The following is a 20,111-nucleotide window of genomic DNA, read 5'->3' on the forward strand; positions in this document are numbered from 1 at the left end:
ATGGCCGGGAAGTGGAGGGATCTTGCCCCGCGTGTCGCCTCGGCGGCGGTGCTGGTGGTGCTGGCGCTTGGCGCCGCCTGGGCCGGGCTGACGGTCTGGGCCCTGCTGGTCGCCGTGGCCTGCGGGCTGATGACCTGGGAGCTGTCGCGGCTGCATGGCGCCGGCGACTCGGCCGCCGCGCTGCCGGGGCTGCTGGTTACCGGCGCAGTGCTGCCGATGCTGGGGCCGGTCGGGGCCGTGCAGGTGGTGCTGCTGGTGGTGGCCGCGCTGGCCGGGCTGGCGGTGGTCAGCCGCGACCGGCTGGTGCAGGTGCTGTATACCGCCGCGATCCTGGCGACCGGCCTGCTGGCCATCTGGCTGTATCGTGATGCGCAGCGGATGCTGGTGTTCCTGCTGCTGGTCGTGATTGTCACCGACATCATGGGCTATTTCGTCGGCAAGCTGATGGGCGGACCGAAGTTCTGGCCGCGCATCAGCCCCAAGAAGACCTGGTCGGGCACCATCGGCGGCTGGGTAGGTGCGGGTGTGGTCGGCGCGGCTTTCGCCTCGGATGGCTGGTTCGTGGTGCCGCTTGCCGTGCTCATGTCCTTTGCCGCGCAGATGGGTGACATTGCCGAAAGCGCGATGAAGCGGCGGGCGGATGTCAAGGACAGCTCTGGGCTGATCCCCGGCCATGGCGGGGTGATGGACCGGTTCGATGGAATCGTCGGCGCCTCGGCCGTGCTGTTCCTGGTGTTCCTGACCGGGCTCTTCGGGGCCGCGCCATGAGCCGCGCGATCAGCGTGTTGGGGGCCACCGGCTCCATCGGGCAGAACACGCTCGACCTCGTGGCGCGCGCACCCGAGGCCTACCGCGTGGTCGCGCTGACCGGCGGGCGCAACATCGCGCAGCTGGCCGCGGATACGCGCCGGTTCCGGGCCGAGGTGGCCGTGACCAGCGAGCCCGCGCTGCTGGACGATCTGCGCGCCGCGCTGGCGGGCAGCGGGGTCGAGGTCGCCGCCGGGCCGCAGGCCATCGCCGAGGCCGCCGCGCGCCCCGCCGACTGGGTCATGTCGGCCATCGTCGGCTTTGCCGGCCTCGCGCCGGGGATTGCGGCGCTGGGGCAGGGCGCGACGCTGGCACTGGCGAACAAGGAAAGCCTTGTCGCCGCCGGCGCGCTGGTCAAGGCGACCGCCAAGGCCCATGGCGCGCGGGTTCTGCCGGTCGACAGTGAGCATTCCGCCGTCTTCCAGGCGCTGGTGGGCGAGGACATGGCGGCGGTCGAGCGCATCATCATCACCGCCAGCGGCGGCGCCTTCCGCGACTGGCCGCTGGAAAAGCTGGCCAGTGCCACGCCCGAGCAGGCGGCCACGCATCCGAACTGGGACATGGGGCAGAGGATCACGATCGACAGCGCCTCGATGTTCAACAAGGCGCTCGAAGTTATCGAGACGCGGGAATTCTTCGACGTGGACCCGGACCGGATCGAGGTGCTGGTGCATCCCGAATCCCTTGTCCACGCGCTGGTCGGCTTTACGGACGGCGCGCTGATGGCCCATGTCGGCCCGCCCGACATGCGCCACGCCATCGGCTATGCGCTGCACTGGCCCGACCGGGGCCATGTCCCGGTCGAGCGGCTGGACCTGTCCCGCGTCGCGCAGCTGACCTTCCGCCCCGCGGACGAGGCCCGCTGGCCCGCGTTGCGGCTGGCGCGCGAGGTCATGCACCAGGGCGGCCTTTCGGGCTGCATCTTCAACGCGGCGAAAGAGATCGCGCTGGATGCTTTCATCGCCCGGCAGATCGGTTTCATGGACATGGCGCGCGTCGTCGAGGAAACAATGACCGCGATGTTCACGGCAAATTGCCATAAAGCAGCCCAATTGACCCTTGATACAATCGTCGAGACGGACCATCTCGCCCGGGAACGGGCCGGGGCGCTCGTCCCTCTTGCGTGCAACTGACAGGACGGATCCTTGGACCCTACGATGTTGATTCCCGAGTTCGGTGGTTTTCTCTGGACGATTCTGGCCTTCGTGGTCGCCTTGTCGGTGATCGTCGCGATCCATGAATACGGGCATTACATCGTCGGCCGCTGGTCGGGGATCAAGGCGGACGTGTTCAGCCTGGGCTTCGGCCCCGTGCTGCTGAGCCGGACAGACAGGCACGGCACGCGCTGGCAACTGGCCGCGCTGCCCTTTGGCGGCTACGTCAAGTTCGCCGGCGATTCCAACGCCGCCAGCGGCAAGGATGCCGAGGCGATGGAGGGGCTGAGCGACGACGAACGGCGCCACACCATGCACGGCGCCCCGCTTTGGGCGCGGGCTGCGACGGTCGCGGCGGGGCCTGTCTTCAACTTCATCCTGTCGATCGCGATCTTCGCCGGCGTCATCTGGTCCGAGGGCGTGGCCACCGACCCGCTGAGCGTGGGCGAGATGGTGCCGCTGCCGGTCGAGCATGACCTGCGCGAGGGCGACATCCTGCTCGAGATCGGCGGTATGCCGGTGCCGGGCATCGACAGCGCCGGCGGGTTCCAGGCGATTCTCGACGCGCTGCCGCTTGCGCCCACGGTCCCCTACCTGGTGGGCCGCGAGGGCGATGCGATGCGGATCGAGGGGCCCTATCCCTTTCCGCCGCTGGTCGAACAGCTGAGCCCGAAATCCGCCGCCTATGACATCGGCATGGAGGTAGGCGACGTCATCACCGAGGTTGACGGTATGCCCATCGTCGCCTTCAGCCAGTTGAAGGAGATCGTCGAGACCTCGGACGGCGCACCGCTGCTGATCAAGGTCTGGCGTGATGGCGAACAGCTTGATTTCGCGCTGACCCCGCGCAGCCGGGACGAACCGCAATCCGATGGCACCTTCACCAACAACTGGCGCATCGGGATCGCCGGCGGCCTCGTCTTCGAGCCCGCCACCGAGGCGCCCGGTGTGGGCTTTGCCCTCAGCACTGGCGTGAACCAGGTGCTGCGCATCGTCGAAGGGTCCGTGTCGGGCATCTGGCATATCGTCACCGGTGCGATCAGCACCTGCAACCTGTCGGGCCCGGTGGGCATCGCCCAGGCCTCGGGCACCATGGCCAGCCAGGGCACCACCAGCTTCATCTGGTTCATCGCCGTGCTCAGCACCGCCGTCGGCCTGCTGAACCTGTTCCCGATCCCGGTGCTGGACGGCGGCCACCTGATGTTCCACGCCTACGAGGCGGTCACCGGCCGCCCGCCCAGCGACCGCGCGCTGCGGGTGATGATGACGCTGGGCCTTGCGCTGATCCTGACCCTGACGGTGTTTGCCCTGGGAAGCGATCTGTTCTGCACCTGAGGGCCGGGCGGGGGCCCCGCGCCCCGCAAGGGTCACGGGTCTGCCGCATTTGTGCCCAATTCGACCGATACCACCGACGATAGGCAATTAACCTTCTGAGGTGCGAAACATGGACGCCATCTATGACGGCTATCGCGGGCTTCGCCTGGTGTGGAGCCTCAACTGGGACCGGCTGCTGGCCGTCTTCGCGATTCTGCTGTCGCTGACCCTGTTCGGCTACATCGGCACGCCGTAAGGCGGCCCATCGGATCATGGCTGCGCGCGCGCCAGACCGTGCCGGCCGCATGAAAGGCCCCGACCCATCCGGTCGGGGCTTTTTGCTTGCTTCCCCAAGATTTTGGGCTTTTGACAAGGTCCCACAATATCGGTAGGTCATTTCCAACGGGGGACTGCCGGAGTAGTGAGCCATGATCAGGGCTGAAAATCGCCTGGTGCGACTGAAGAACGTTGCACGGAAACAGAGCCACAACCTGGCCATTGGTATTTTTCTAAGCACGGCAAGCGTTTACGCCATGGTCCCGACCGAGGTTGCGGCGCAAAGCTATGTCTTTTCGACGGTCGAGATCCAGGGCAACGAGCGCGTCGATCCCGGCACGATCCTGTCCTACGCAGGAATCGCGCGGGGTCAGAGCCTGACCGGCGGTCAGCTGAATGCCGCCTACCAGCGCGTGCTGGCCTCAGGCCTGTTCGAGAGCGTCGAGATGGTGCCGCAGGGCTCGACCCTGGTCATCAAGGTGGCCGAGTTTCCGACGATCAACCGCATCAACTTCGAGGGCAATCGCCGGCTCAAGGACGAGGACCTAGCGACCGTGATCCGCTCGCAGTCGCGCCGCGTCTTCAACCCCTCCACGGTCGAGCAGGACGCCGCCGCCATCACCGAGGCCTATGCCGCCGAAGGCCGCCTGTCGGCCCGGGTGCAGCCCCGCGCGATCCGGCGCAACAACAACCGCGTCGATCTGGTGTTCGAGATTTTCGAAGGCGACCTGGTCGAGATCGAGCGTCTCGGTTTTGTCGGCAACCAGGCGTTCAGCGATGCGCGCCTGCGCCGCGTGCTCGAGACCAAGCAGGCGGGCCTGCTGCGCGCGCTTGTCCGCAAGGACACCTTCCAGGAAGACCGGATCGCCTTTGACCGCCAGGTCCTGCGCGATTTCTACCTGTCGCGCGGCTATGTCGATTTCCGCGTGCTGTCGGTGAATTCCGAGCTGGCGCGCGAACGCGACGGCTATTTCGTGACCTTCAACGTCGAGGAAGGGCAGCAGTTCCAGTTCGGCGCGATCACCGCGACGAGCGATCTGCCCGAGATCGACCCCGAGGAATACCTGGCCCAGTCGCGCGCCACGTCGGGCCGCGTCTACACCCCGACCGAGGTTGAACGCGACATCACCCGGCTGGAACGCTACGCGACCCGGCAGGGCAAGGATTTCATCCGCGTCGAGCCGCGCATTACCCGCAACGACCGCGACCTGAGGCTGGACATCGAATACGTCATCACCCGCGGCCAGCGGGTGTTCGTGGAACGCATCGACATCGAGGGCAACACCACCACGCTCGACCGCGTGGTGCGGCGCCAGTTCGAGACGGCCGAGGGCGACCCGTTCAACCCGCGGGCCATCCGCGAGGCGGCGGAACGCATCCGCGCGCTGGGGTATTTCTCCAGCGCCGAGGTGCAGGCCCGGGAGGGGTCGAGCCCCGACCAGGTCATCGTCGACGTGGACGTCGAAGAGGCGAATACCGGCTCGCTCAGCTTTGGCGGCACCTACTCTTCGTCGGCGGGCTTCGGCGCGCTGATCGAATACCGCGAGAACAACTTCCTCGGCCGTGGCCAGGGGCTGAACCTCAAGGTCTCGACCGGGTCGGATTTCCGCGAATACGGGTTGCAGTTCACCGAGCCGGCGTTCCTGGGCCGTGACCTGCGGTTCGGCCTGAACCTCAGCTACCGCGAGACGGACAACCAGTTTTCCGATTACGACACCACGCTGGGCAACTTCGCGCCCAGCCTGACCTTCCCGGTCAGCGAGGACGGCGAGCTGCAGCTGCGCGCGGCCGTGGCGACGAGCGACATCAACAACCTGGGCACTGTCGGCGCGATTATCACCAGCGAGGCGGCGCGCGGCGAGCTCTGGGATTACTCGGTCGGCTACCAGTACAGCTACGACACGCGGCGCAGCGGGCTGGACCCGTCGCGCGGGGTGCTCTTGCAGTTCGGCCAGGACTTCGGCGGCATCGGCGACGGCGACGCCTATATCAAGACCTCGGCCCGGGTGACCGGCCAGACCAGCATCGCCAATGACGAGGTCACGCTGCGGGCCTCGCTGCGCGGCGGCCTCCTGGCCTATTCCGGCGGCTCGGGCGGGCGGGTCACCGACCGCTACGTGCTGAACCCGAACCTGATGCGCGGCTTCGAGGTCGGCGGAATCGGCCCGCGCGAACGCGCCGGCGGAGGCGTGGACGACGCGCTTGGCGGCAATGCCTTCGTGGTCGCCAGCTTCGAGGCCGAGTTCCCGCTGGGCCTGCCCGAGGAATACGGCATCCGCGGCGGCGTCTTCTACGACATGGGCTCGGTCTGGGGGCTGAACCAGTCCAATGCCGACGTGATCTACGAGGATTTCTCGCTGCGCCATTCGGCCGGCGTGACGATCTACTGGGCAACCCCGGTCGGCCCGCTCGAGTTCAACTTCTCGCGGCCGATCGTCAAGAAGAAGTACGACCGCGAGCAGAACTTCAACCTGACGATCTCGACCGAGTTCTGAGCGCGCGCCGGCGATCCGACCGGCAGGAGGGCCCATGGCCATGCTGTTGACGCGACGCATTATCCTGACCGGCCTCGCGGCCCTGGCTTTCCTGCCGGGGCCGGCGGCCGCGCAGGAGCTTGGCCGCGTCTCGAGCCCGATCCTGATCATCGAGAGCGAGCGGATCCTGACCGAATCCGCCTATGGCAAGCGCCTTGCCGCCGAGCTCGAGGCGCTGAGCGCGGAGCTCTCGACCGAGAACCGCAGCATCGAGGCCCAGCTGATCGAGGAAGAGCGCGCCCTGACCGAACGGCGCCCAAACCTGAGCCCGGCCGAGTTCCGCGAACTGGCCGATGCCTTCGACGCCAAGGTGGTCGAGATCCGGCGCGAGCAGGACGGCAAGGCCCGGTCGCTTGGCCAGCGGGGCGAAGAGATCCGCCGCGAAGTGCTGGTGGCCGCGACCCCCGTGCTCGAGGATATCATGCTCGACGCCGGCGCGGCCGTGATCGTCGAGCGGCGCTCGGTCTTCATGTCCGCCGACGTGATCGACGTGACCGACCTGGCGATCCAGCAGATGGACGAACGGCTGGGCGACGGGGCCGATGCAACCCCCGAGGCGCCCCCGCCGGAAGGCGCCACCCGGCCCTGACCGGGCGCGCATCGCTTGCCCCGCGGGGCGCGGGCCGCTAATCATCCGCGAAACGAACTTTTGGCAGGAGCCCCCATGACCGATACGCCCACCAGCGCCGACATCCAGCTGATCCAGCGCATCCTGCCGCATCGCTACCCCTTCCTGCTGGTCGACCGCGTGGTGGATATCGAGGGCACGTCGCGTGCCACCGGCATCAAGAACGTCACCATGAACGAGCCGCACTTCCAGGGCCATTTCCCGGGCCTGCCGATCATGCCGGGCGTCACCATCGTCGAGGCGATGGCGCAGACGGCGGCGGTGATGGTCGGCGTGTCGATGAACATGGCCGACCGAGAGCTCAAGGTCTATTTCATGGCCATCGACGGCTGCAAGTTCCGCCGTAAGGTCGTGCCTGGCGACCGGCTGGTGATGAAGCTCGAGACTCTGCGCGGCAAGCCCGGCGCCAAGGTGTGGAAGTTCAAGGGCGTGGCCGAGGTCGATGGCGAGATGGCGGCCGAGGCCGAGTTCACCGCCATGATGGACCTGCCGGCAGAGGCCTGAGCATGACCAGCCATATCCACCCCTCGGCCGTCATCGAGGACGGCGCGCAGATCGGCATCGGCTGCGAGATCGGCCCGTTCTGCCACATCGGCCCCAACGTGGTCCTCGGGCCTGATGTCACGCTGAAAAGCCACGTGGTCGTCACCGGCCAGACCGAGATCGGCGAGGGCACGGTGGTGTTTCCTTTTGCCGTGATCGGCGAGATCCCGCAGGATCTCAAGTTCAAGGGCGAAGAGACGCGGCTGGTCATCGGGAAGCGCAACCGCATCCGCGAACATGTGACGATGAACGCCGGGACCGAGGGCGGCGGCGGCGTGACCCGCGTGGGCGACGACGGGCTCTTCATGGCCGGCTGCCACGTCGCGCATGACGCGCAGGTGGGCGACCGGGTGATCCTTGTGAACAACTCGGCCCTCGCGGGGCACTGCGTGATCGAGGATGACGTGATTGTCGGCGGCCTGTCGGGCGTGCACCAATGGGTCCGCATCGGGCGCGGCGCGATCATCGGCGCGGTCACCATGGTGACCAATGACGTGATCCCCTACGGCCTAGTGCAAGCCCCGCGCGGAGAGCTCGACGGGTTGAACCTCGTCGGTCTCAAGCGGCGCGGCGTGGCGCGCAGCGACATCACCGCCATGCGCGCGGCCTTCCAGATGCTGGCGCAGGGCGAGGGGTCGTTCATGGAACGCGCCAAACGCCTCGGGGACGAGACGGAAAGCGCCTATGTGCAGGAAATCGTGGACTTCATCCTGGGCGACAGTGATCGGTCGTTCCTGACGCCGAAATGACCGACCTCGCGTTGATCGCCGGCCGGGGCCGACTGCCCGAGCGCGTGGCCGCGCAGGTCACCCCCGCGCCGTTGGTCTGCGCGCTGGAAGGGAACGCGCCGGACAGGCTGTCCGTGGACCTGACCTTCCGGCTGGAAACGCTCGGGACGTTTCTGCTGGAACTGGGCACCCGGGGCATCAGCCGCATCTGCATGTGCGGCAGCATCGACCGGCCGCAGATCGACCCGTCGAAGCTGGACGCCGAGACCGCGCCGCTGGTGCCGCTGTTGCAGGAGGCGCTGGGGCAGGGGGACGATGGCGCGCTGCGGGCGGTGATCGGGCTTTTCGAGCAGACGGGCTTTACCGTACTTGGCGCCGAGAGCTTTGCCCCCAAGGTCGTGGCGGATATCGGCTATCCGACCCGGCGCGAGCCGCGCACGGCGCACCGGATCGACGCCGAAACGGGCGAACAGACCGTGGCCGCCATGGGCGCGTCCGACACCGGCCAGGCCTGCGTGATCCGCAAGGGCCGCGTATTGGCCGAAGAGCAGGCCGATGGCACCGACGCCATGCTGGCCCGCCTCGGCCCCCTGCCAACCCCGCCCGAGACCGGCGCATGGGACGAGTGGCTGTTCGACGGGGACAGCCTGACCGAGGCCGGCCGCGCCTGGGCGGCACAGGTCGTCGAGGCCGGTTTTGACGCCAAGGGCCTGGGCGGCATCCTCTACAAGGGCCCGAAACCTGGGCAGGAAACCCGCGCGGACCGGCCGACCATCGGCCCGCGCACCGCGCTGTCGGCCGCGGCGGCGGGGATGGACGGGATCGTTCTGGGCCAGGGATCCATCATCATCGACCAGGCCCGGCTCGTCGCCCTGCTCGACGCCATGGACATGTTCCTCTGGGTCCGGCGGTGAGCCTGCGGGTCTTTACCATCGCGGGCGAGCCCTCGGGCGACCGGCTGGGCGCGGCGCTGATGGCGGGGCTGAAGGAACTCAGCCCCGGCGTGCAATTTACCGGCGTCGGCGGCCCGCTGATGGAAGGCGCGGGGCTGCACAGCCTCTTTCCAATGGACGAGATCTCGATCATGGGGATCACCGAGATCCTCAAGGAATACCGCGCGCTCAAGGCCCGTATCCGGCAGGTGGCCGAGGCGGTGATCGCGCAGAAACCCGACGTGCTGGTCACCGTGGACCTGCCCGAGTTCTGCCTGCGCGTGGCCAAGCTTGTCCGCGCGGCCGATCCGTCGATCCGCATCTGCCACTACGTCGCGCCCACGGTTTGGGCCTGGCGCCCGGGCCGCGCGGCGAAGATGGCGCCGCATGTCGACCAGGTGCTGGCGCTCCTGCCGTTCGAGGCGCCCTACATGGAGGCCGCCGGGATGCGCTGCGATTTCGTCGGCCACCCCGTCGTGACCGAACCGCAGGCGACCGAGGCCGAGGCCGAGGCCTTCCGCGCGGCCCATGGCATCGGCTCCGCGCCGCTTCTCATGGTCCTGCCGGGCTCGCGCCGGTCCGAGGTCGGGCGGCTGGCGCCGATCTTCGGCGAGGTGCTGCGCCTGTTGCTGCCGCGCCGCCCGGATCTGCGCATCGTGCTGCCCGCCGCCCGCTCGGTCGCGCCGCTGGTGCGCGAAGCGGCCGCGACCTGGCCGGGCAAACCGGTTGTGCTGGACCCTGCCGCCCCGGACGCAGCGGCGACAAAGCGGGCGGCCTTCACGGCGGCGGATGTCGCGCTGGCGGCCTCGGGCACCGTGTCGCTGGAACTGGCCGCAAGCGATACGCCCATGGTCATCGCCTATGACATGAACTGGCTCAGTCGGCAGATCATCGGGCGGATGCTGCGGACCGACACGGTGACACTGGTCAACCTGGTGTCCGACACCCGCACGGTGCCGGAATTCATCGGAACCAATTGCCGGCCGGGGCCCATCGCCGAGGCATTGCTGCAAACCCTGGCGGATGACGGCGGCCAGCGCGCGGCGCTGCGCAGCACCATGGACCGCCTCGGCGCGGGCGGAGAGCCCCCGGGCCTGCGCGCCGCCCGCGCGGTGCTGGACGGGCTGGCCGCCGCCCGCGCCTGACGGGCAAAATGAAACCGCCGCGCGGATCGCTCCGCGCAGCGGTTTTGGTTTTCGGCAGGGCCGCTTACTGCTGCGGCACGGCGCCCGTGTCCGCTTCGAGCCCGTCAAAGCCAGCGGTGAAGCCGGTCAGCGAGAGCGACAGGTTCACCTTGGTGTCCGGCGCGGTCACCGGAACCAGCGTCACGGTCGCCATGTTGCCGCGCTTGAAGGCGGCCACGTCCTCGTTCGTCATGCCGAGGCGCGCGTAGCAGCCGATCGGCGTGCAGAAGCTGAACGGGTAGCGCTTGGCCGCGCCGTCATCGACCTTGATCGTCAGCTGGCCCGTCAGCAGCGTCTCGAGCGGGGTGATGACCGTGGCGCCGGCCGCGGCACGCCCGCCTTCGGGCATCTTGAAGACCACGAATTCCGACACCGGGTTGCCGTCCTGGTCCATCAGCAGCTGGTAAAGCTGGCACGGGTCGGTGCCTTCGCCCTCGGGCATCTTGGTGCATTGCACCTGCCAGTCGCCGCTGGTGCCCACCACGTAGGTCTGGCCGGGCTGCGGGCCTTCCTCGGCCGGCACTTCCTCGCCCATGGACAGGCCCTCGTCCGGGGTCGCTTCCTCGGTCGGGGCGGCCTCGGGCGCGGCGTCGGTCTCTTGCGCAGCAAGCGGGGCCGCCAGCGCCATCAGCGCGACGAGGGGCAGGGTCTGCAACGTCTTTTTCATGAATCTCACCCGTCAGGTCCTTGGTTTGATTGATGTCGCGCATACCACGGGGCGCGGCCGGTGTCAGGCCGAAACCAGGGCGGCAAGCGCCCCGGCCCGCGAAATTCCGCTGAATGTGAACAGGCGAAAAGAACGCCCCTCATCATGCAACAAGGGGGACCTTGCGGCCCCCCTTGCGAATTTTTCTCTCCCCGTCGGACTGGCCGACTTAGTTATTGGCCGTACGCTATGCCACATCCCGCGAGGGGTCAACAGGGAAATTTCGACTGGTGAATCGTGCCCAAGTGCATGGAATCGCGCCATAATAAAACGTGCTGCGGGCATGAAAAAAGGCCGCACCCGAAGGTGCGGCCAGTCTGACAGGGAGGAAGTCAATCCGGGGCCAAGAGGACATGTGCCCCGAACAATGTTGACACTCGCACCGAAAAGTTAAGGTTACGTTTCATGTGCGCACGCAAGCAACAGGGGCAAATCATGAGCGACGGGATTTTCGTGGGCGGCGGTGGCCAGGGCTACGGCGAACAGCAATACCTCGCGCTCAAATATGCCAATCGTCACGGGCTGATCGCCGGCGCCACCGGCACCGGCAAGACCGTGACGCTGCAGATTCTGGCCGAGGGCTTTTCGGCCGCCGGCGTGCCGGTCTTCCTGGCGGATGTGAAAGGCGACCTGTCTGGCCTGGCCGCCGCCGGGCGCGCGGATTTCAAGCTGCACGAGGCTTTCACCAGCCGCGCCCAGACCATCGGTTTCGACGATTATTCCTATGACAGCTTTCCGGTCACCTTCTGGGATCTCTTCGGCGCGCAGGGCCACCCGGTGCGCACCACCGTGGCCGAGATGGGGCCGCTGCTGATCTCGCGCCTGCTCGAGCTGAGCGAGGCGCAGGAGGGGATCCTGAACATCGCCTTCCGGTTGGCGGACGAGGAGGGCATGCCGCTGCTCGATCTCGAGGACCTGCAAGCGCTGCTGGTCTGGGTGGGCGAGAACCGCGACACGCTGGGCCTGCGCTACGGCAATATCTCGGTCCAGTCGGTGGGCGCGATCCAGCGCCGGCTGCTGGTGCTCGAGAACGAGGGCGGGGCGGGCATCTTCGGCGAGCCGGCGCTGGAGCTGTCGGACATCATGGCCCATGCGCCGGACGGGCGCGGGCGCATCAACATCCTTGCCGCCGATACGCTGATGGCCTCGCCCCGGCTTTACGCGACCTTCCTGCTGTGGCTCTTGTCCGAGCTGTTCGAGGAGCTGCCCGAGGTGGGTGACCCGGACAAGCCAAAGCTGGTCTTCTTCTTCGACGAGGCGCATCTTCTCTTCGACGACGCCCCCAAGGCGCTGGTCGACAAGGTCGAGCAGGTGGCGCGGCTGATCCGCTCCAAGGGGGTGGGGGTCTATTTCATCACCCAGAACCCGGACGACATCCCCGAAGACATCCTCGGCCAGCTCGGCAACCGCGTGCAGCACGCGCTGCGCGCCTTTACCGCGCGCGACCGCAAGGCGCTGCGCATGGCGGCTGAGACCTACCGCGAAAACCCGGACTTCGACACCGAGGCCGCGATCCGCGAGGTCGGTGTGGGCGAGGCCGTGACCTCGATGCTGGAAAAGAAGGGCGTGCCCGGCGTGGTGCAACGCACGCTGATCCGCCCGCCCTCGTCGCAGCTGGGCCCGCTGGGGTCCGAGGAACGGGCGGCGGTGATGGCCGCCTCGCCGGTCGCGGGGAAATACGAGGAACGGCTCGATCGCCGTTCGGCCCACGAGATCCTCGCAGAGCGCGCGGCGGCCGCGGCGAAAGAGGCCGAGGCCGCCGAGGCGCGGGAAGAGGAGATGGAAGCGGCCGAACGCGAGTTCAACGCCGGCCGGCGCTATTCCGGCACCCGCGTCAGCCGTTCGACCGCCAAGCCCGCGCGCAGGGGCGACAGCTTTGGCGAGGCGATGGCCAAGAACGTGATGAAGGAGCTGACAGGCACAACCGGGCGACGCATCGTGCGTGGCATTCTCGGCGGGATTTTCAAGGCCCGCTGACGGGCCCGGGGGGCGCTGCCGCCCTTCACGTACCGCGGACTCGACCGGAGTTTTCAGGGACATGTGAAGACAGACCAGGCGCCGGCCTTCATCTTTCCAATAAATATGCGCGCCGCAGGCAAGACAGCCGCCCCCGCCAGGAACGGCACCTCCTGCTTTCACTTTTCCCCAAATACTCCCGCCGGAGGCGACGCGCCAAGGGCGCGTTCGTGGCGCGATAGGGCTGGCGTCGGAGCGAGGGGCCAGCCCCTCGCGCTCCCCGGAGTTTTTTGGCACCGTGAAGGGGGATCAGGTCAGCTCAGAACCCGAGGTAGCGATCCTTGCGGTGGTTCAGTGCGATGGTCAGGTTGACCACGATGGCGCCCATCAGTGAATACAGCACCAGGTCCCACGGCAGCTGTGTGAAGGCGAGGGCAAAGAGCGCAGCGTCAAAGATCAGCTGCGTCCAACCGGCGCGAAAGCCTGTCTTGTCCTGCAGGTAGAGTGCCGCGATGCCGATGCCGCCCATGCTCGCCCCGTGGCGAAAGAGCACGATGAGCCCGGTGGCCGCGCAGGCCCCGGCCAGCAGGGCCCCGATGGGGGCGTTGAGCGTCTCGAACGTCACATAGCCGGGCAGAACCAGCGTCAGCATCGAGGTCAGCCCGACCGCGATGAAGGTCTTGAGGGTAAAGCGCAGCCCCATGCGCGTCAGGGCCAGCCAGTAGAACGGCAGGTTCACCAAGAAGAACACGAGGCCGAAGCTGGCCCCGGTCATGTAGGACCCCAGCACCGCCAGCCCCGCGGTCTGGCCGGTGATCAGCCCGGCATGGGTCAGCATGAGCACGCTGAAAGCCATCATGGTGGTGCCGAGCGCAAAGGCCAGGACGTCTTCGTATAGCGCGTGTCGCGGGGGCTGTCGGGGCGTGTCGTTCATGGCGCCGCGGATAGCCCGCGGCGCCGGCGTCGTCCAGAGGCCGCATCACGACCAGACTGCGTCGGCCTCGCTTTGCGTGATGGTCTCGATCGTCGCAAGGCGGGCGGGCAGGGCGCCGACAGCCACGAGGGTCGTGTCGCAGGGGGGCGGCGTATTGGCGCTGCCCGCGCCCGGGAACGCGCCGCACCTGTCGACCGGGCAGTCGCCTGCCGAGAGCCCAACGCGCAGGTGGCGGTCGGTGAGCGATCCGCGGCAGACCTCGGGACGTTTTCGACCCGGATGTCGAGGCCCAGGGGCGGGTCGCTGCCCGCCGCCGCGTCGCTGCTGTCGCTGTGATCGGTGCCCAAGACGATGTGGTGCGTCGGGTCAGTCGTGAATGCCGCCCCGGCCAAACTGCCGAAGCGCGCCTTGAGAGCGAAAGCCATGGAACACAACCCCGAACCGGCAACACGCGAAGCAGGGCACCGCGTCGCCCCTTGGGGCAAGCACCGAACATCGGACAATTCCAAGGCATTGTGGCGCGGGGCGGAGCACACCTTCGCCCCGCGCCGGAGCTGTTCGGGATTTACGCGCCGAGCGCCTTGTCGAGGTTCGCGTCGACCTTTTCCAGGAATCCCATGGTGGTCAGCCAGCTTTGGTCCGGCCCGACCAGCAGCGCCAGGTCCTTGGTCATGAAGCCCGCTTCCACCGTGTCCACCACAACCTTTTCCAGCGTCTCGGCAAAGGTTGTCAGCGCCGCGTTGCCGTCCAGCTTGGCGCGGTGCTTGAGGCCCCCGGTCCAGGCGTAGATCGAGGCGACGGAGTTGGTCGAGGTCGATTCGCCCGCCTGGTGCTGGCGGTAATGGCGGGTGACGGTGCCATGGGCGGCCTCGGCCTCCACGATCTTGCCGTCGGGGGTCATCAGCTGCGACGCCATCAGGCCAAGCGAGCCGTAGCCCTGCGCGACCGTGTCCGACTGCACGTCGCCGTCGTAATTCTTGCAGGCCCAGACGTAGCCGCCGTTCCATTTCAGCGCACAGGCGACCATGTCGTCGATCAACCGGTGTTCGTACCAGATCCCGGCTTCCTTGAACTTGTCGGCGAACTCCGTCTCGTAGATGTGCTGGAACAGGTCCTTGAAGCGGCCGTCGTAGGCCTTGAGGATCGTGTTCTTGGTCGACAGGTAGACCGGCCAGCCCAGGCTGAGCCCATAGTTGAAGGACGCCCGGGCGAAGTCGATGATCGAGGCGTCGAGGTTGTACATCGCCATCGTCACCCCGGCCGAGGGGGCGTCAAAGACCTCGCGCTCGATCACGGTGCCATCCGCGCCCTCGAACTTGAGGGTGATCTTGCCGGGCCCGGGGTAGTGGAAATCGGTCGCGCGGTACTGGTCGCCATAGGCGTGGCGGCCGACCACGATGGGGCGGGTCCAGCCCGGCACCAGCCGCGGCACGTTCTTGCAGATGATCGGCTGGCGGAAGACCACGCCGCCCAGGATGTTGCGGATCGTGCCGTTGGGCGATTTCCACATCTTCTTGAGGCCGAATTCCTCGACCCGCGCCTCGTCCGGGGTGATCGTGGCGCATTTGACGCCGACGCCGACCTCGCGGATCTTGTGGGCCGCGTCGATGGTGATCTGGTCGTCGGTCCGGTCGCGTTCCTGGATCGACAGGTCGTAATACAGCAGCTCCACGTCCAGGTAGGGCAGGATCAGCTTTTGCTTGATGAAATCCCAGATGATCCGGGTCATTTCGTCCCCGTCAAGCTCGACGACGGGGTTCTCTACCTTGATCTTGGACATGGGCGCGCCTCTCGGTTGCGGCATGGGGTTACCTGCGCTCTACCTAGCCCGCGTGAAGAAATGATGAAAGTCCGTATGCAATGGTATACGGAAAATTCCGCTTGATCCGGGGGGCTTGCCTGCCTTTCAGGCAAACGACCGGCGTTCGATCCGCGCAAGCAGCAGCATGAGGGCAAGGCCGAAGCCGCAGAGCAGGGTGATGCCGATGACCAGCGGGCGCTGCGTGCCGTCAAAGGCGAGGCCGATCGGCGTGGCCAGGATCGCGGCCAGGATCGTGGCGGTCGACTGGATCAGGCTCGAGGCGACGCCGCCGATGTGGCCCACGTGCTCCATCGCCATGGCCTGGATGTTGCCGATGGTAAAGCCGGTCTGGAAGAAGACCCCGACCTGCCAGGCCACGAAGAGGTGAAAGCCCAGCTTTCCGCCGATCCCCGTCAGCGGCAGGGCCAGCAGGCAGGTCAGGAAGAACCCGCCGAAGGCCCAGGTGATGACGTGCCGCATCCCCAGCCGCATGACGATCCGCGCGTTGAAAAAGCTCGAGGTGCCCGCCAGCACCGCGACCCCGGCGAAATACAGCGGCATCCATTCGCCCATGTCGTAGGTCTGTTCGTAGATGCCCTGCACCGACATGAGCGTGGCGAAGACCATCGAGAAACAGCAGGCCTGCACGAGGATCGAGATGCGGATCAGCGGCTGGACCACCAACTCCCTGAGCGCGGCCCAGATCGTGCCGGCGCGAAAGGGGCGACGGGCGGAGCGCGGCAGGCTCTCGGGTTGGCGGATCGCGTACCAGCCGATCGAGATGACGGAAAAAAGGATGAACGACACGAAGATCCCGCGCCAGGAGCTGACGGCGATGATGCCGGTGCCGATCAGCGGGGCAAAGGCCGGAAAGACGGTGAAGATCATCAGCACGAAGGACGTGATGCGCGCCATTTCGCGCCCGGCGTAAAGGTCGCGCAGCACCGCCATCGACACCACGCGCCCGCCCGAGGCGCCCAGCCCCTGCAAGAGACGCGCGGCGATCAGCAGCTCGAGCGTGGGCGCCATGGCCGCCATGGCCGAGGCGAGGATGTAGACGCCCGCACCGACCACGATAACCGGCTTACGGCCGTAAGCGTCCGACAGTGGCCCGGTCACGAAGGTTCCGATGCCCAGGCCCACGACGAAGGTGATCAGCACCAGCTGCGCTCGGTTCGGATCCTCGAGCCCGAGGTCCTGGGCAATCCGCGGCAGGGCTGGCAGCATCGAGTCGATGGAGAAGGCGATGGTGGCGAACATCATCCCCATCATCGCCACGAATTCCGGGGTCTTCATGCGCCGGATGGCGCTGTCGGGATGGGTCTGTGCCTCGCTCATGCGCCTGCGTTAGCATGCGGGCCGGGGCGCCGCTAGAAAATACATGCGTCAGTCACGCGTCTTGCGTGGCGGCTCGGGCGGGGCGTCCAGGTTCAGCGCATCGGGCTCGGGATCGGGGTCACCGAGGCGGGCGATCAGCCACTCGGTATGTTCCTCGCGCTTGCGCATGGTGAAGGCGCCGAATTGCTGGATCGCGACGGCAAAGATGCCGAGGCCAAGGAAGATGTAGACCGTGGTGCCGATCTTTCCCAGCGCGGTGGCGGGGACAAGGCTGCCGTAACCGACGGTCGACAGGGTCACGACGGTAAAGAAGTAGCTGTCAAGCAGGCTCCACCCCTCGATGAGGTGAAAGTAGACCGTGCCACTGGCGACCAGCATCGCCAGCGTGGTCAGCAGGAACAAGGCGCTGAGCGCGGCCTTTCTATGCCTCAGCCGCACCGTTCAGCTCCGCGATGACCTTGGCCCAAAGCTCGGCCGGCTGCGCACCCGGCACCGCGTGCTGGCCCGCGACAATGAAGCAGGGCACGCCGGTGATCCCCATCTCGCGGGCGGCGGCATCGCGGTTGCGGATCTCTTCGCGGTCGGCGTCGGTGGCCAGCAGGCGCAGGATCGCGGCGCCGTCCATGCCGAAGCTGTCCCCGATATCGGCCAGCACCTCGGGGTCGGCGATGTCGCGCCCGTCCTTGAAATAGGCCCGGAACAGCGCGGCGGCGACCGGCGTCTGGCAGCCCTCGATCCCCGCCCAGTGGATCAGCCGGTGGGCGTCCAGTGTGTTTGGCGTACGGGCGATCCTGTCCCATTCGATATTGAGGCCGATGGACTTGGCGTGCTCCATGATCGGCGTGTAGGCGGCCAGCGCGCCCTCCTCTCCGCCGAACTTGGCCGCGAGGTAGGCGCGGCGGTCCATGCCGCCGACGGGCATGTCCGGGTTCAGCTGGAACGGATGCCATTCCACGTCGAACGGATGGTCGGGCGCTGCCTCAAGGGCGCGGTCGAGTTGCGTCTTGCCGATGTAGCACCAGGGGCAGATCGGGTCGGAGAAGATGGCGAGCTTGATCATGGGACAGGGTTGTAGCCGTCCCGCAGGGCCTGCCGCAAGAGCTTGCCGTTGGGGTTGGTGGGCAGGGCATCGCGATGGATGAACAGACGCGGCTGCTTGTAACGCGCGAGATGCGCGGCGGCATGGGCCTTGAGCGTGCCGTCGTCCAGCGGCACGGGCCCGGTGTAGAAACAGGCGATGACGCGCACGCCGGACCGCACTTCGACATCCGTGGCGGCGCAGGCGGTGAGGCCGGGCAAGCTGGCCATGGCGTGTTCCACCTCGATCGGGGATACCCGGTAGCCGCCCGCATTCATCATGTCGTCCGCGCGGCCGTGGTAGTAGACCTCGAAGACGGCGTTCATTTCGCCCCGGTCGCCGGTCAGGAACCAGTCGCCCTGGAACTTATCCGAGGTCTCGTTTGGCGCGTTCCAGTAGCCCAGCATCAAGCCTGGGTCGGCGCGGTGGATGGCAATCACGCCGTCCTCTCCGATATTTACCGGGCCATCCTCACCCAGGATCGCGACCTTGCGCCCCTTCTGCGGGCGTCCCAGCGCGGCCGGGTCGGCGGGGTTGAGCGGCGACGAGGAGATGAAGGTCGAACATTCCGACATGCCGAAGGCTTCGTGCACCTCGGTGCCTGTCGCCGCGCGCCAGGCATCGCGGATCGGGGCGGACATCTTTTCCCCGGCGGAAAGGCCATGGCGCAGGTCGGGAAGGTTAATCCTGCCACCCGGCTTGAGCATCTGCCGATAAACGCCGGGGGCGGCGGCAAAGATCGTGGCACGCGCCTCGGCCAGCAGGTCGGGCAATTGCGCGGCAGGCGTGCCCTGGCCGGGGATCAGCGCCGTGGCGCCCATGGTCCAGGGGTCCATGAGGCCGGTGCCCAGCGTGTAGGTCCAGTTGAAGGCGCCCGCGTGCAGCAGCCGGTCATGGGGCCTCAGGTCGTACCAGCCCTGCATCATCATCTGCCGCGCCCAGATCGCACGATGGGTATGGACTACGCCACGGGGCTTGCCGGACGTACCGGATGTGAAGATCAGGTAGGCCGGGCGATCGGGATCGCCCATGTGGAAATCGGCGGGTTCGCAATTTCTTAGCGCGCGCAGCTCGTGCAGTTTGACCACGCGTCCGGTCTCGACTCCCGACACCTCCGGGTCCTGCAACACGCCGGCCGGGTCAAGATCGCCAGCAAGGGCAGCGACTTCTTCGGAGGTCAGCAGGGACGAGGTCGGCACCGGCAGGATGCCCGCCGCGATGGCGCCGAGATAGGCGATGGGGAAATCGACCGTGTTCCCCAGCCGCATGAGCAGGCGGTCTCCGGGCCGGAACCCGGCCGCCAGCAGCCCGCCGGCGGTGCCCCGCACGGCGCGGATCAACTCGGCATAGCTCAGCCGCAGCGGCGCATCGCCCGACAGCACCTCAAGCGCGATCTTGTCCGGCGCGGCGGCTCCGGCGGCCAGCACATGGGCCGCCATGTTGAAGGGTTTGGGGCAGGGCGCGGGCGCCCCCTGGTCGAAGATGGCTTTCATGCCACTGGGTTAGGCCCCCGTCGCCGCTGTTGCAAGCCTGCGCGGCGCTGCCTATAGGATGGCCATGGGCCAGACCGACAACACGCGCATCATCCGCATCGCCCGGGAAACCGGAGCCGAAGCCGACCAGCCCGAACCGCTGGACCTGGGCCACCGGGTGCGCGAGCTGCGCAAGGCCAGGGACTGGACGCTGGAACAGGCGGCCAAGCAGGCGGGGCTGGCGCGCTCCACGCTCTCCAAGATCGAGAACGGTCAGATGTCGCCGACCTACGAGGCGCTGAAAAAGCTGGCGTTGGGGCTGGGCATTTCCGTCCCGCAGCTCTTTACCCCGCCGAAGCGCGAGCAGGTGATCGGCCGCATGGTCACCACCCGGTCAGGCGAGGGGCAGGCCCAGGCCACCGTCACCTACGAGCACGAGCTGCTGGCCGAAAACCTGACACAGAAGCACATGCTGCCCTATCGCGCGCGGATCCGCGCGCGGTCGATGGAGGAGTTCGACGGCTGGGTCCGCCATGACGGAGAGGAATTCCTCTACGTCCTGACCGGGATCATCAAACTTTACACCGAGTTCTACGAGCCCATCGAGATGCGCCGTGGCGACAGCGCCTATTACGACGCCTCGATGGGGCATAACGTGATCTCGGTCAGCCCCGAGGATGCGACGATCCTCTGGGTGACCTCGCTGGTCTAGACAGGCTCCACCCG

Annotated in this window: 19 protein-coding genes; 12 read left to right on the forward strand and 7 right to left on the reverse strand. The window is 67.3% G+C overall.

Annotated features, from left to right (window positions below; all coding sequences use genetic code 11):
• The 10 genes from MF270_RS14270 (at position 1) to lpxB (ending at position 10,061) form a co-directional block, all read left to right on the forward strand.
• On the forward strand, positions 1 to 768 hold the full coding sequence (locus MF270_RS14270) for a phosphatidate cytidylyltransferase (RefSeq protein WP_238366573.1): 768 nt from the start codon (positions 1 to 3) through the stop codon (positions 766 to 768).
• Positions 765 to 1,940, forward strand: coding sequence for a 1-deoxy-D-xylulose-5-phosphate reductoisomerase (gene dxr, locus MF270_RS14275; protein WP_238366574.1), 1,176 nt, complete (start codon positions 765 to 767; stop codon positions 1,938 to 1,940). Before MF270_RS14270 ends, dxr begins: the two co-directional genes overlap by 4 nt.
• A 24-nt stretch (positions 1,941 to 1,964) precedes the next feature.
• The gene (rseP, locus tag MF270_RS14280) at positions 1,965 to 3,296 is read left to right on the forward strand and encodes an RIP metalloprotease RseP (protein ID WP_238366575.1); all 1,332 of its coding nucleotides are present in this window, start codon (positions 1,965 to 1,967) and stop codon (positions 3,294 to 3,296) included.
• Positions 3,297 to 3,405: 109 nt separating this feature from the next.
• On the forward strand, positions 3,406 to 3,531 hold the full coding sequence (locus tag MF270_RS28190) for a hypothetical protein (protein ID WP_272490762.1): 126 nt from the start codon (positions 3,406 to 3,408) through the stop codon (positions 3,529 to 3,531).
• Positions 3,532 to 3,808: 277 nt separating this feature from the next.
• On the forward strand, positions 3,809 to 6,046 hold the full coding sequence (gene bamA / locus MF270_RS14285) for an outer membrane protein assembly factor BamA (protein ID WP_238366576.1): 2,238 nt from the start codon (positions 3,809 to 3,811) through the stop codon (positions 6,044 to 6,046).
• A 34-nt stretch (positions 6,047 to 6,080) separates the two neighbouring features.
• A complete protein-coding gene (locus tag MF270_RS14290; protein WP_238366577.1) occupies positions 6,081 to 6,674 on the forward strand; it encodes an OmpH/Skp family outer membrane protein in 594 nt (197 codons plus the stop codon).
• Between the two features lie 75 nt (positions 6,675 to 6,749).
• Positions 6,750 to 7,217 carry a 3-hydroxyacyl-ACP dehydratase FabZ gene (fabZ, locus tag MF270_RS14295; protein WP_238366578.1) on the forward strand — a complete coding sequence of 156 codons (468 nt, stop codon included), beginning with the start codon at positions 6,750 to 6,752 and terminating at the stop codon, positions 7,215 to 7,217.
• A 2-nt stretch (positions 7,218 to 7,219) separates the two neighbouring features.
• Entirely contained in the window at positions 7,220 to 8,005 is a 786-nt protein-coding gene (lpxA, locus tag MF270_RS14300) for an acyl-ACP--UDP-N-acetylglucosamine O-acyltransferase (protein WP_238366579.1), read from the forward strand.
• Positions 8,002 to 8,898, forward strand: coding sequence for an LpxI family protein (locus MF270_RS14305; protein WP_238366580.1), 897 nt, complete (start codon positions 8,002 to 8,004; stop codon positions 8,896 to 8,898). The genes lpxA and MF270_RS14305 overlap by 4 nt, the downstream gene beginning before the upstream one ends.
• Positions 8,899 to 8,900: 2 nt before the next feature.
• Complete coding sequence (lpxB, locus tag MF270_RS14310; protein WP_238366736.1) at positions 8,901 to 10,061, forward strand: lipid-A-disaccharide synthase; 1,161 nt, start codon at positions 8,901 to 8,903, stop codon at positions 10,059 to 10,061.
• Between the two features lie 64 nt (positions 10,062 to 10,125).
• Here lpxB and MF270_RS14315 read toward each other — a convergent pair whose 3' ends face one another.
• Positions 10,126 to 10,767, reverse strand: coding sequence for an invasion associated locus B family protein (locus MF270_RS14315; protein ID WP_238366581.1), 642 nt, complete (start codon positions 10,765 to 10,767; stop codon positions 10,126 to 10,128).
• Between the two features lie 474 nt (positions 10,768 to 11,241).
• On the opposite strand from MF270_RS14315, the gene MF270_RS14320 reads away from it, so the two are divergent.
• Entirely contained in the window at positions 11,242 to 12,783 is a 1,542-nt protein-coding gene (locus MF270_RS14320; RefSeq protein WP_238366582.1) for a helicase HerA-like domain-containing protein, read from the forward strand.
• Between the two features lie 298 nt (positions 12,784 to 13,081).
• On the opposite strand, the gene MF270_RS14325 is transcribed toward MF270_RS14320, so the two are convergent.
• From MF270_RS14325 to MF270_RS14350, 6 genes are all read right to left on the reverse strand, one after another.
• The gene (locus MF270_RS14325; protein ID WP_238366583.1) at positions 13,082 to 13,696 is read right to left on the reverse strand and encodes a YitT family protein; all 615 of its coding nucleotides are present in this window, start codon (positions 13,694 to 13,696) and stop codon (positions 13,082 to 13,084) included.
• A 565-nt stretch (positions 13,697 to 14,261) separates the two neighbouring features.
• Positions 14,262 to 15,476: an NADP-dependent isocitrate dehydrogenase gene (locus tag MF270_RS14330; protein ID WP_238366584.1), complete on the reverse strand. Its 1,215-nt coding sequence runs from the start codon at positions 15,474 to 15,476 to the stop codon at positions 14,262 to 14,264.
• 126 nt (positions 15,477 to 15,602) lie between these two features.
• Complete coding sequence (locus MF270_RS14335) at positions 15,603 to 16,835, reverse strand: multidrug effflux MFS transporter (protein ID WP_238366585.1); 1,233 nt, start codon at positions 16,833 to 16,835, stop codon at positions 15,603 to 15,605.
• Positions 16,836 to 16,883: 48 nt separating this feature from the next.
• Entirely contained in the window at positions 16,884 to 17,273 is a 390-nt protein-coding gene (locus MF270_RS14340; protein WP_238366586.1) for a potassium channel family protein, read from the reverse strand.
• Positions 17,257 to 17,895 (reverse strand): DsbA family oxidoreductase, encoded by a 639-nt coding sequence (locus MF270_RS14345; RefSeq protein WP_238366587.1) that lies wholly within the window; start codon positions 17,893 to 17,895, stop codon positions 17,257 to 17,259. The genes MF270_RS14340 and MF270_RS14345 overlap by 17 nt, the downstream gene beginning before the upstream one ends.
• Positions 17,892 to 19,406: a class I adenylate-forming enzyme family protein gene (locus MF270_RS14350; RefSeq protein WP_238366588.1), complete on the reverse strand. Its 1,515-nt coding sequence runs from the start codon at positions 19,404 to 19,406 to the stop codon at positions 17,892 to 17,894. The genes MF270_RS14345 and MF270_RS14350 overlap by 4 nt, the downstream gene beginning before the upstream one ends.
• Before the next feature lie 64 nt (positions 19,407 to 19,470).
• On the opposite strand from MF270_RS14350, the gene MF270_RS14355 reads away from it, so the two are divergent.
• A complete protein-coding gene (locus MF270_RS14355; protein WP_238366589.1) occupies positions 19,471 to 20,097 on the forward strand; it encodes a helix-turn-helix domain-containing protein in 627 nt (208 codons plus the stop codon).
• The last annotated feature ends 14 nt before the right edge of the window (positions 20,098 to 20,111 follow it).

The organism is Mesobacterium pallidum (assembly GCF_019966535.1).
Classification (GTDB): Bacteria; Pseudomonadota; Alphaproteobacteria; order Rhodobacterales; family Rhodobacteraceae; genus Mesobacterium; species Mesobacterium pallidum.

Coding starts and splice junctions, on each gene's coding strand:
- MF270_RS14270 (WP_238366573.1), top strand. CDS start 1: ATGGCCGGGAAGTGGAGGGATCTTGCCCCGCGTGTCGCCTCGGCGGCG.
- dxr (WP_238366574.1), top strand. CDS start 765: ATGAGCCGCGCGATCAGCGTGTTGGGGGCCACCGGCTCCATCGGGCAG.
- rseP (WP_238366575.1), top strand. CDS start 1,965: ATGTTGATTCCCGAGTTCGGTGGTTTTCTCTGGACGATTCTGGCCTTC.
- MF270_RS28190 (WP_272490762.1), top strand. CDS start 3,406: ATGGACGCCATCTATGACGGCTATCGCGGGCTTCGCCTGGTGTGGAGC.
- bamA (WP_238366576.1), top strand. CDS start 3,809: ATGGTCCCGACCGAGGTTGCGGCGCAAAGCTATGTCTTTTCGACGGTC.
- MF270_RS14290 (WP_238366577.1), top strand. CDS start 6,081: ATGGCCATGCTGTTGACGCGACGCATTATCCTGACCGGCCTCGCGGCC.
- fabZ (WP_238366578.1), top strand. CDS start 6,750: ATGACCGATACGCCCACCAGCGCCGACATCCAGCTGATCCAGCGCATC.
- lpxA (WP_238366579.1), top strand. CDS start 7,220: ATGACCAGCCATATCCACCCCTCGGCCGTCATCGAGGACGGCGCGCAG.
- MF270_RS14305 (WP_238366580.1), top strand. CDS start 8,002: ATGACCGACCTCGCGTTGATCGCCGGCCGGGGCCGACTGCCCGAGCGC.
- MF270_RS14315 (WP_238366581.1), bottom strand. CDS start 10,767: ATGAAAAAGACGTTGCAGACCCTGCCCCTCGTCGCGCTGATGGCGCTG.
- MF270_RS14320 (WP_238366582.1), top strand. CDS start 11,242: ATGAGCGACGGGATTTTCGTGGGCGGCGGTGGCCAGGGCTACGGCGAA.
- MF270_RS14325 (WP_238366583.1), bottom strand. CDS start 13,696: ATGAACGACACGCCCCGACAGCCCCCGCGACACGCGCTATACGAAGAC.
- MF270_RS14330 (WP_238366584.1), bottom strand. CDS start 15,476: ATGTCCAAGATCAAGGTAGAGAACCCCGTCGTCGAGCTTGACGGGGAC.
- MF270_RS14335 (WP_238366585.1), bottom strand. CDS start 16,835: ATGAGCGAGGCACAGACCCATCCCGACAGCGCCATCCGGCGCATGAAG.
- MF270_RS14345 (WP_238366587.1), bottom strand. CDS start 17,895: ATGATCAAGCTCGCCATCTTCTCCGACCCGATCTGCCCCTGGTGCTAC.
- MF270_RS14350 (WP_238366588.1), bottom strand. CDS start 19,406: ATGAAAGCCATCTTCGACCAGGGGGCGCCCGCGCCCTGCCCCAAACCC.
- MF270_RS14355 (WP_238366589.1), top strand. CDS start 19,471: ATGGGCCAGACCGACAACACGCGCATCATCCGCATCGCCCGGGAAACC.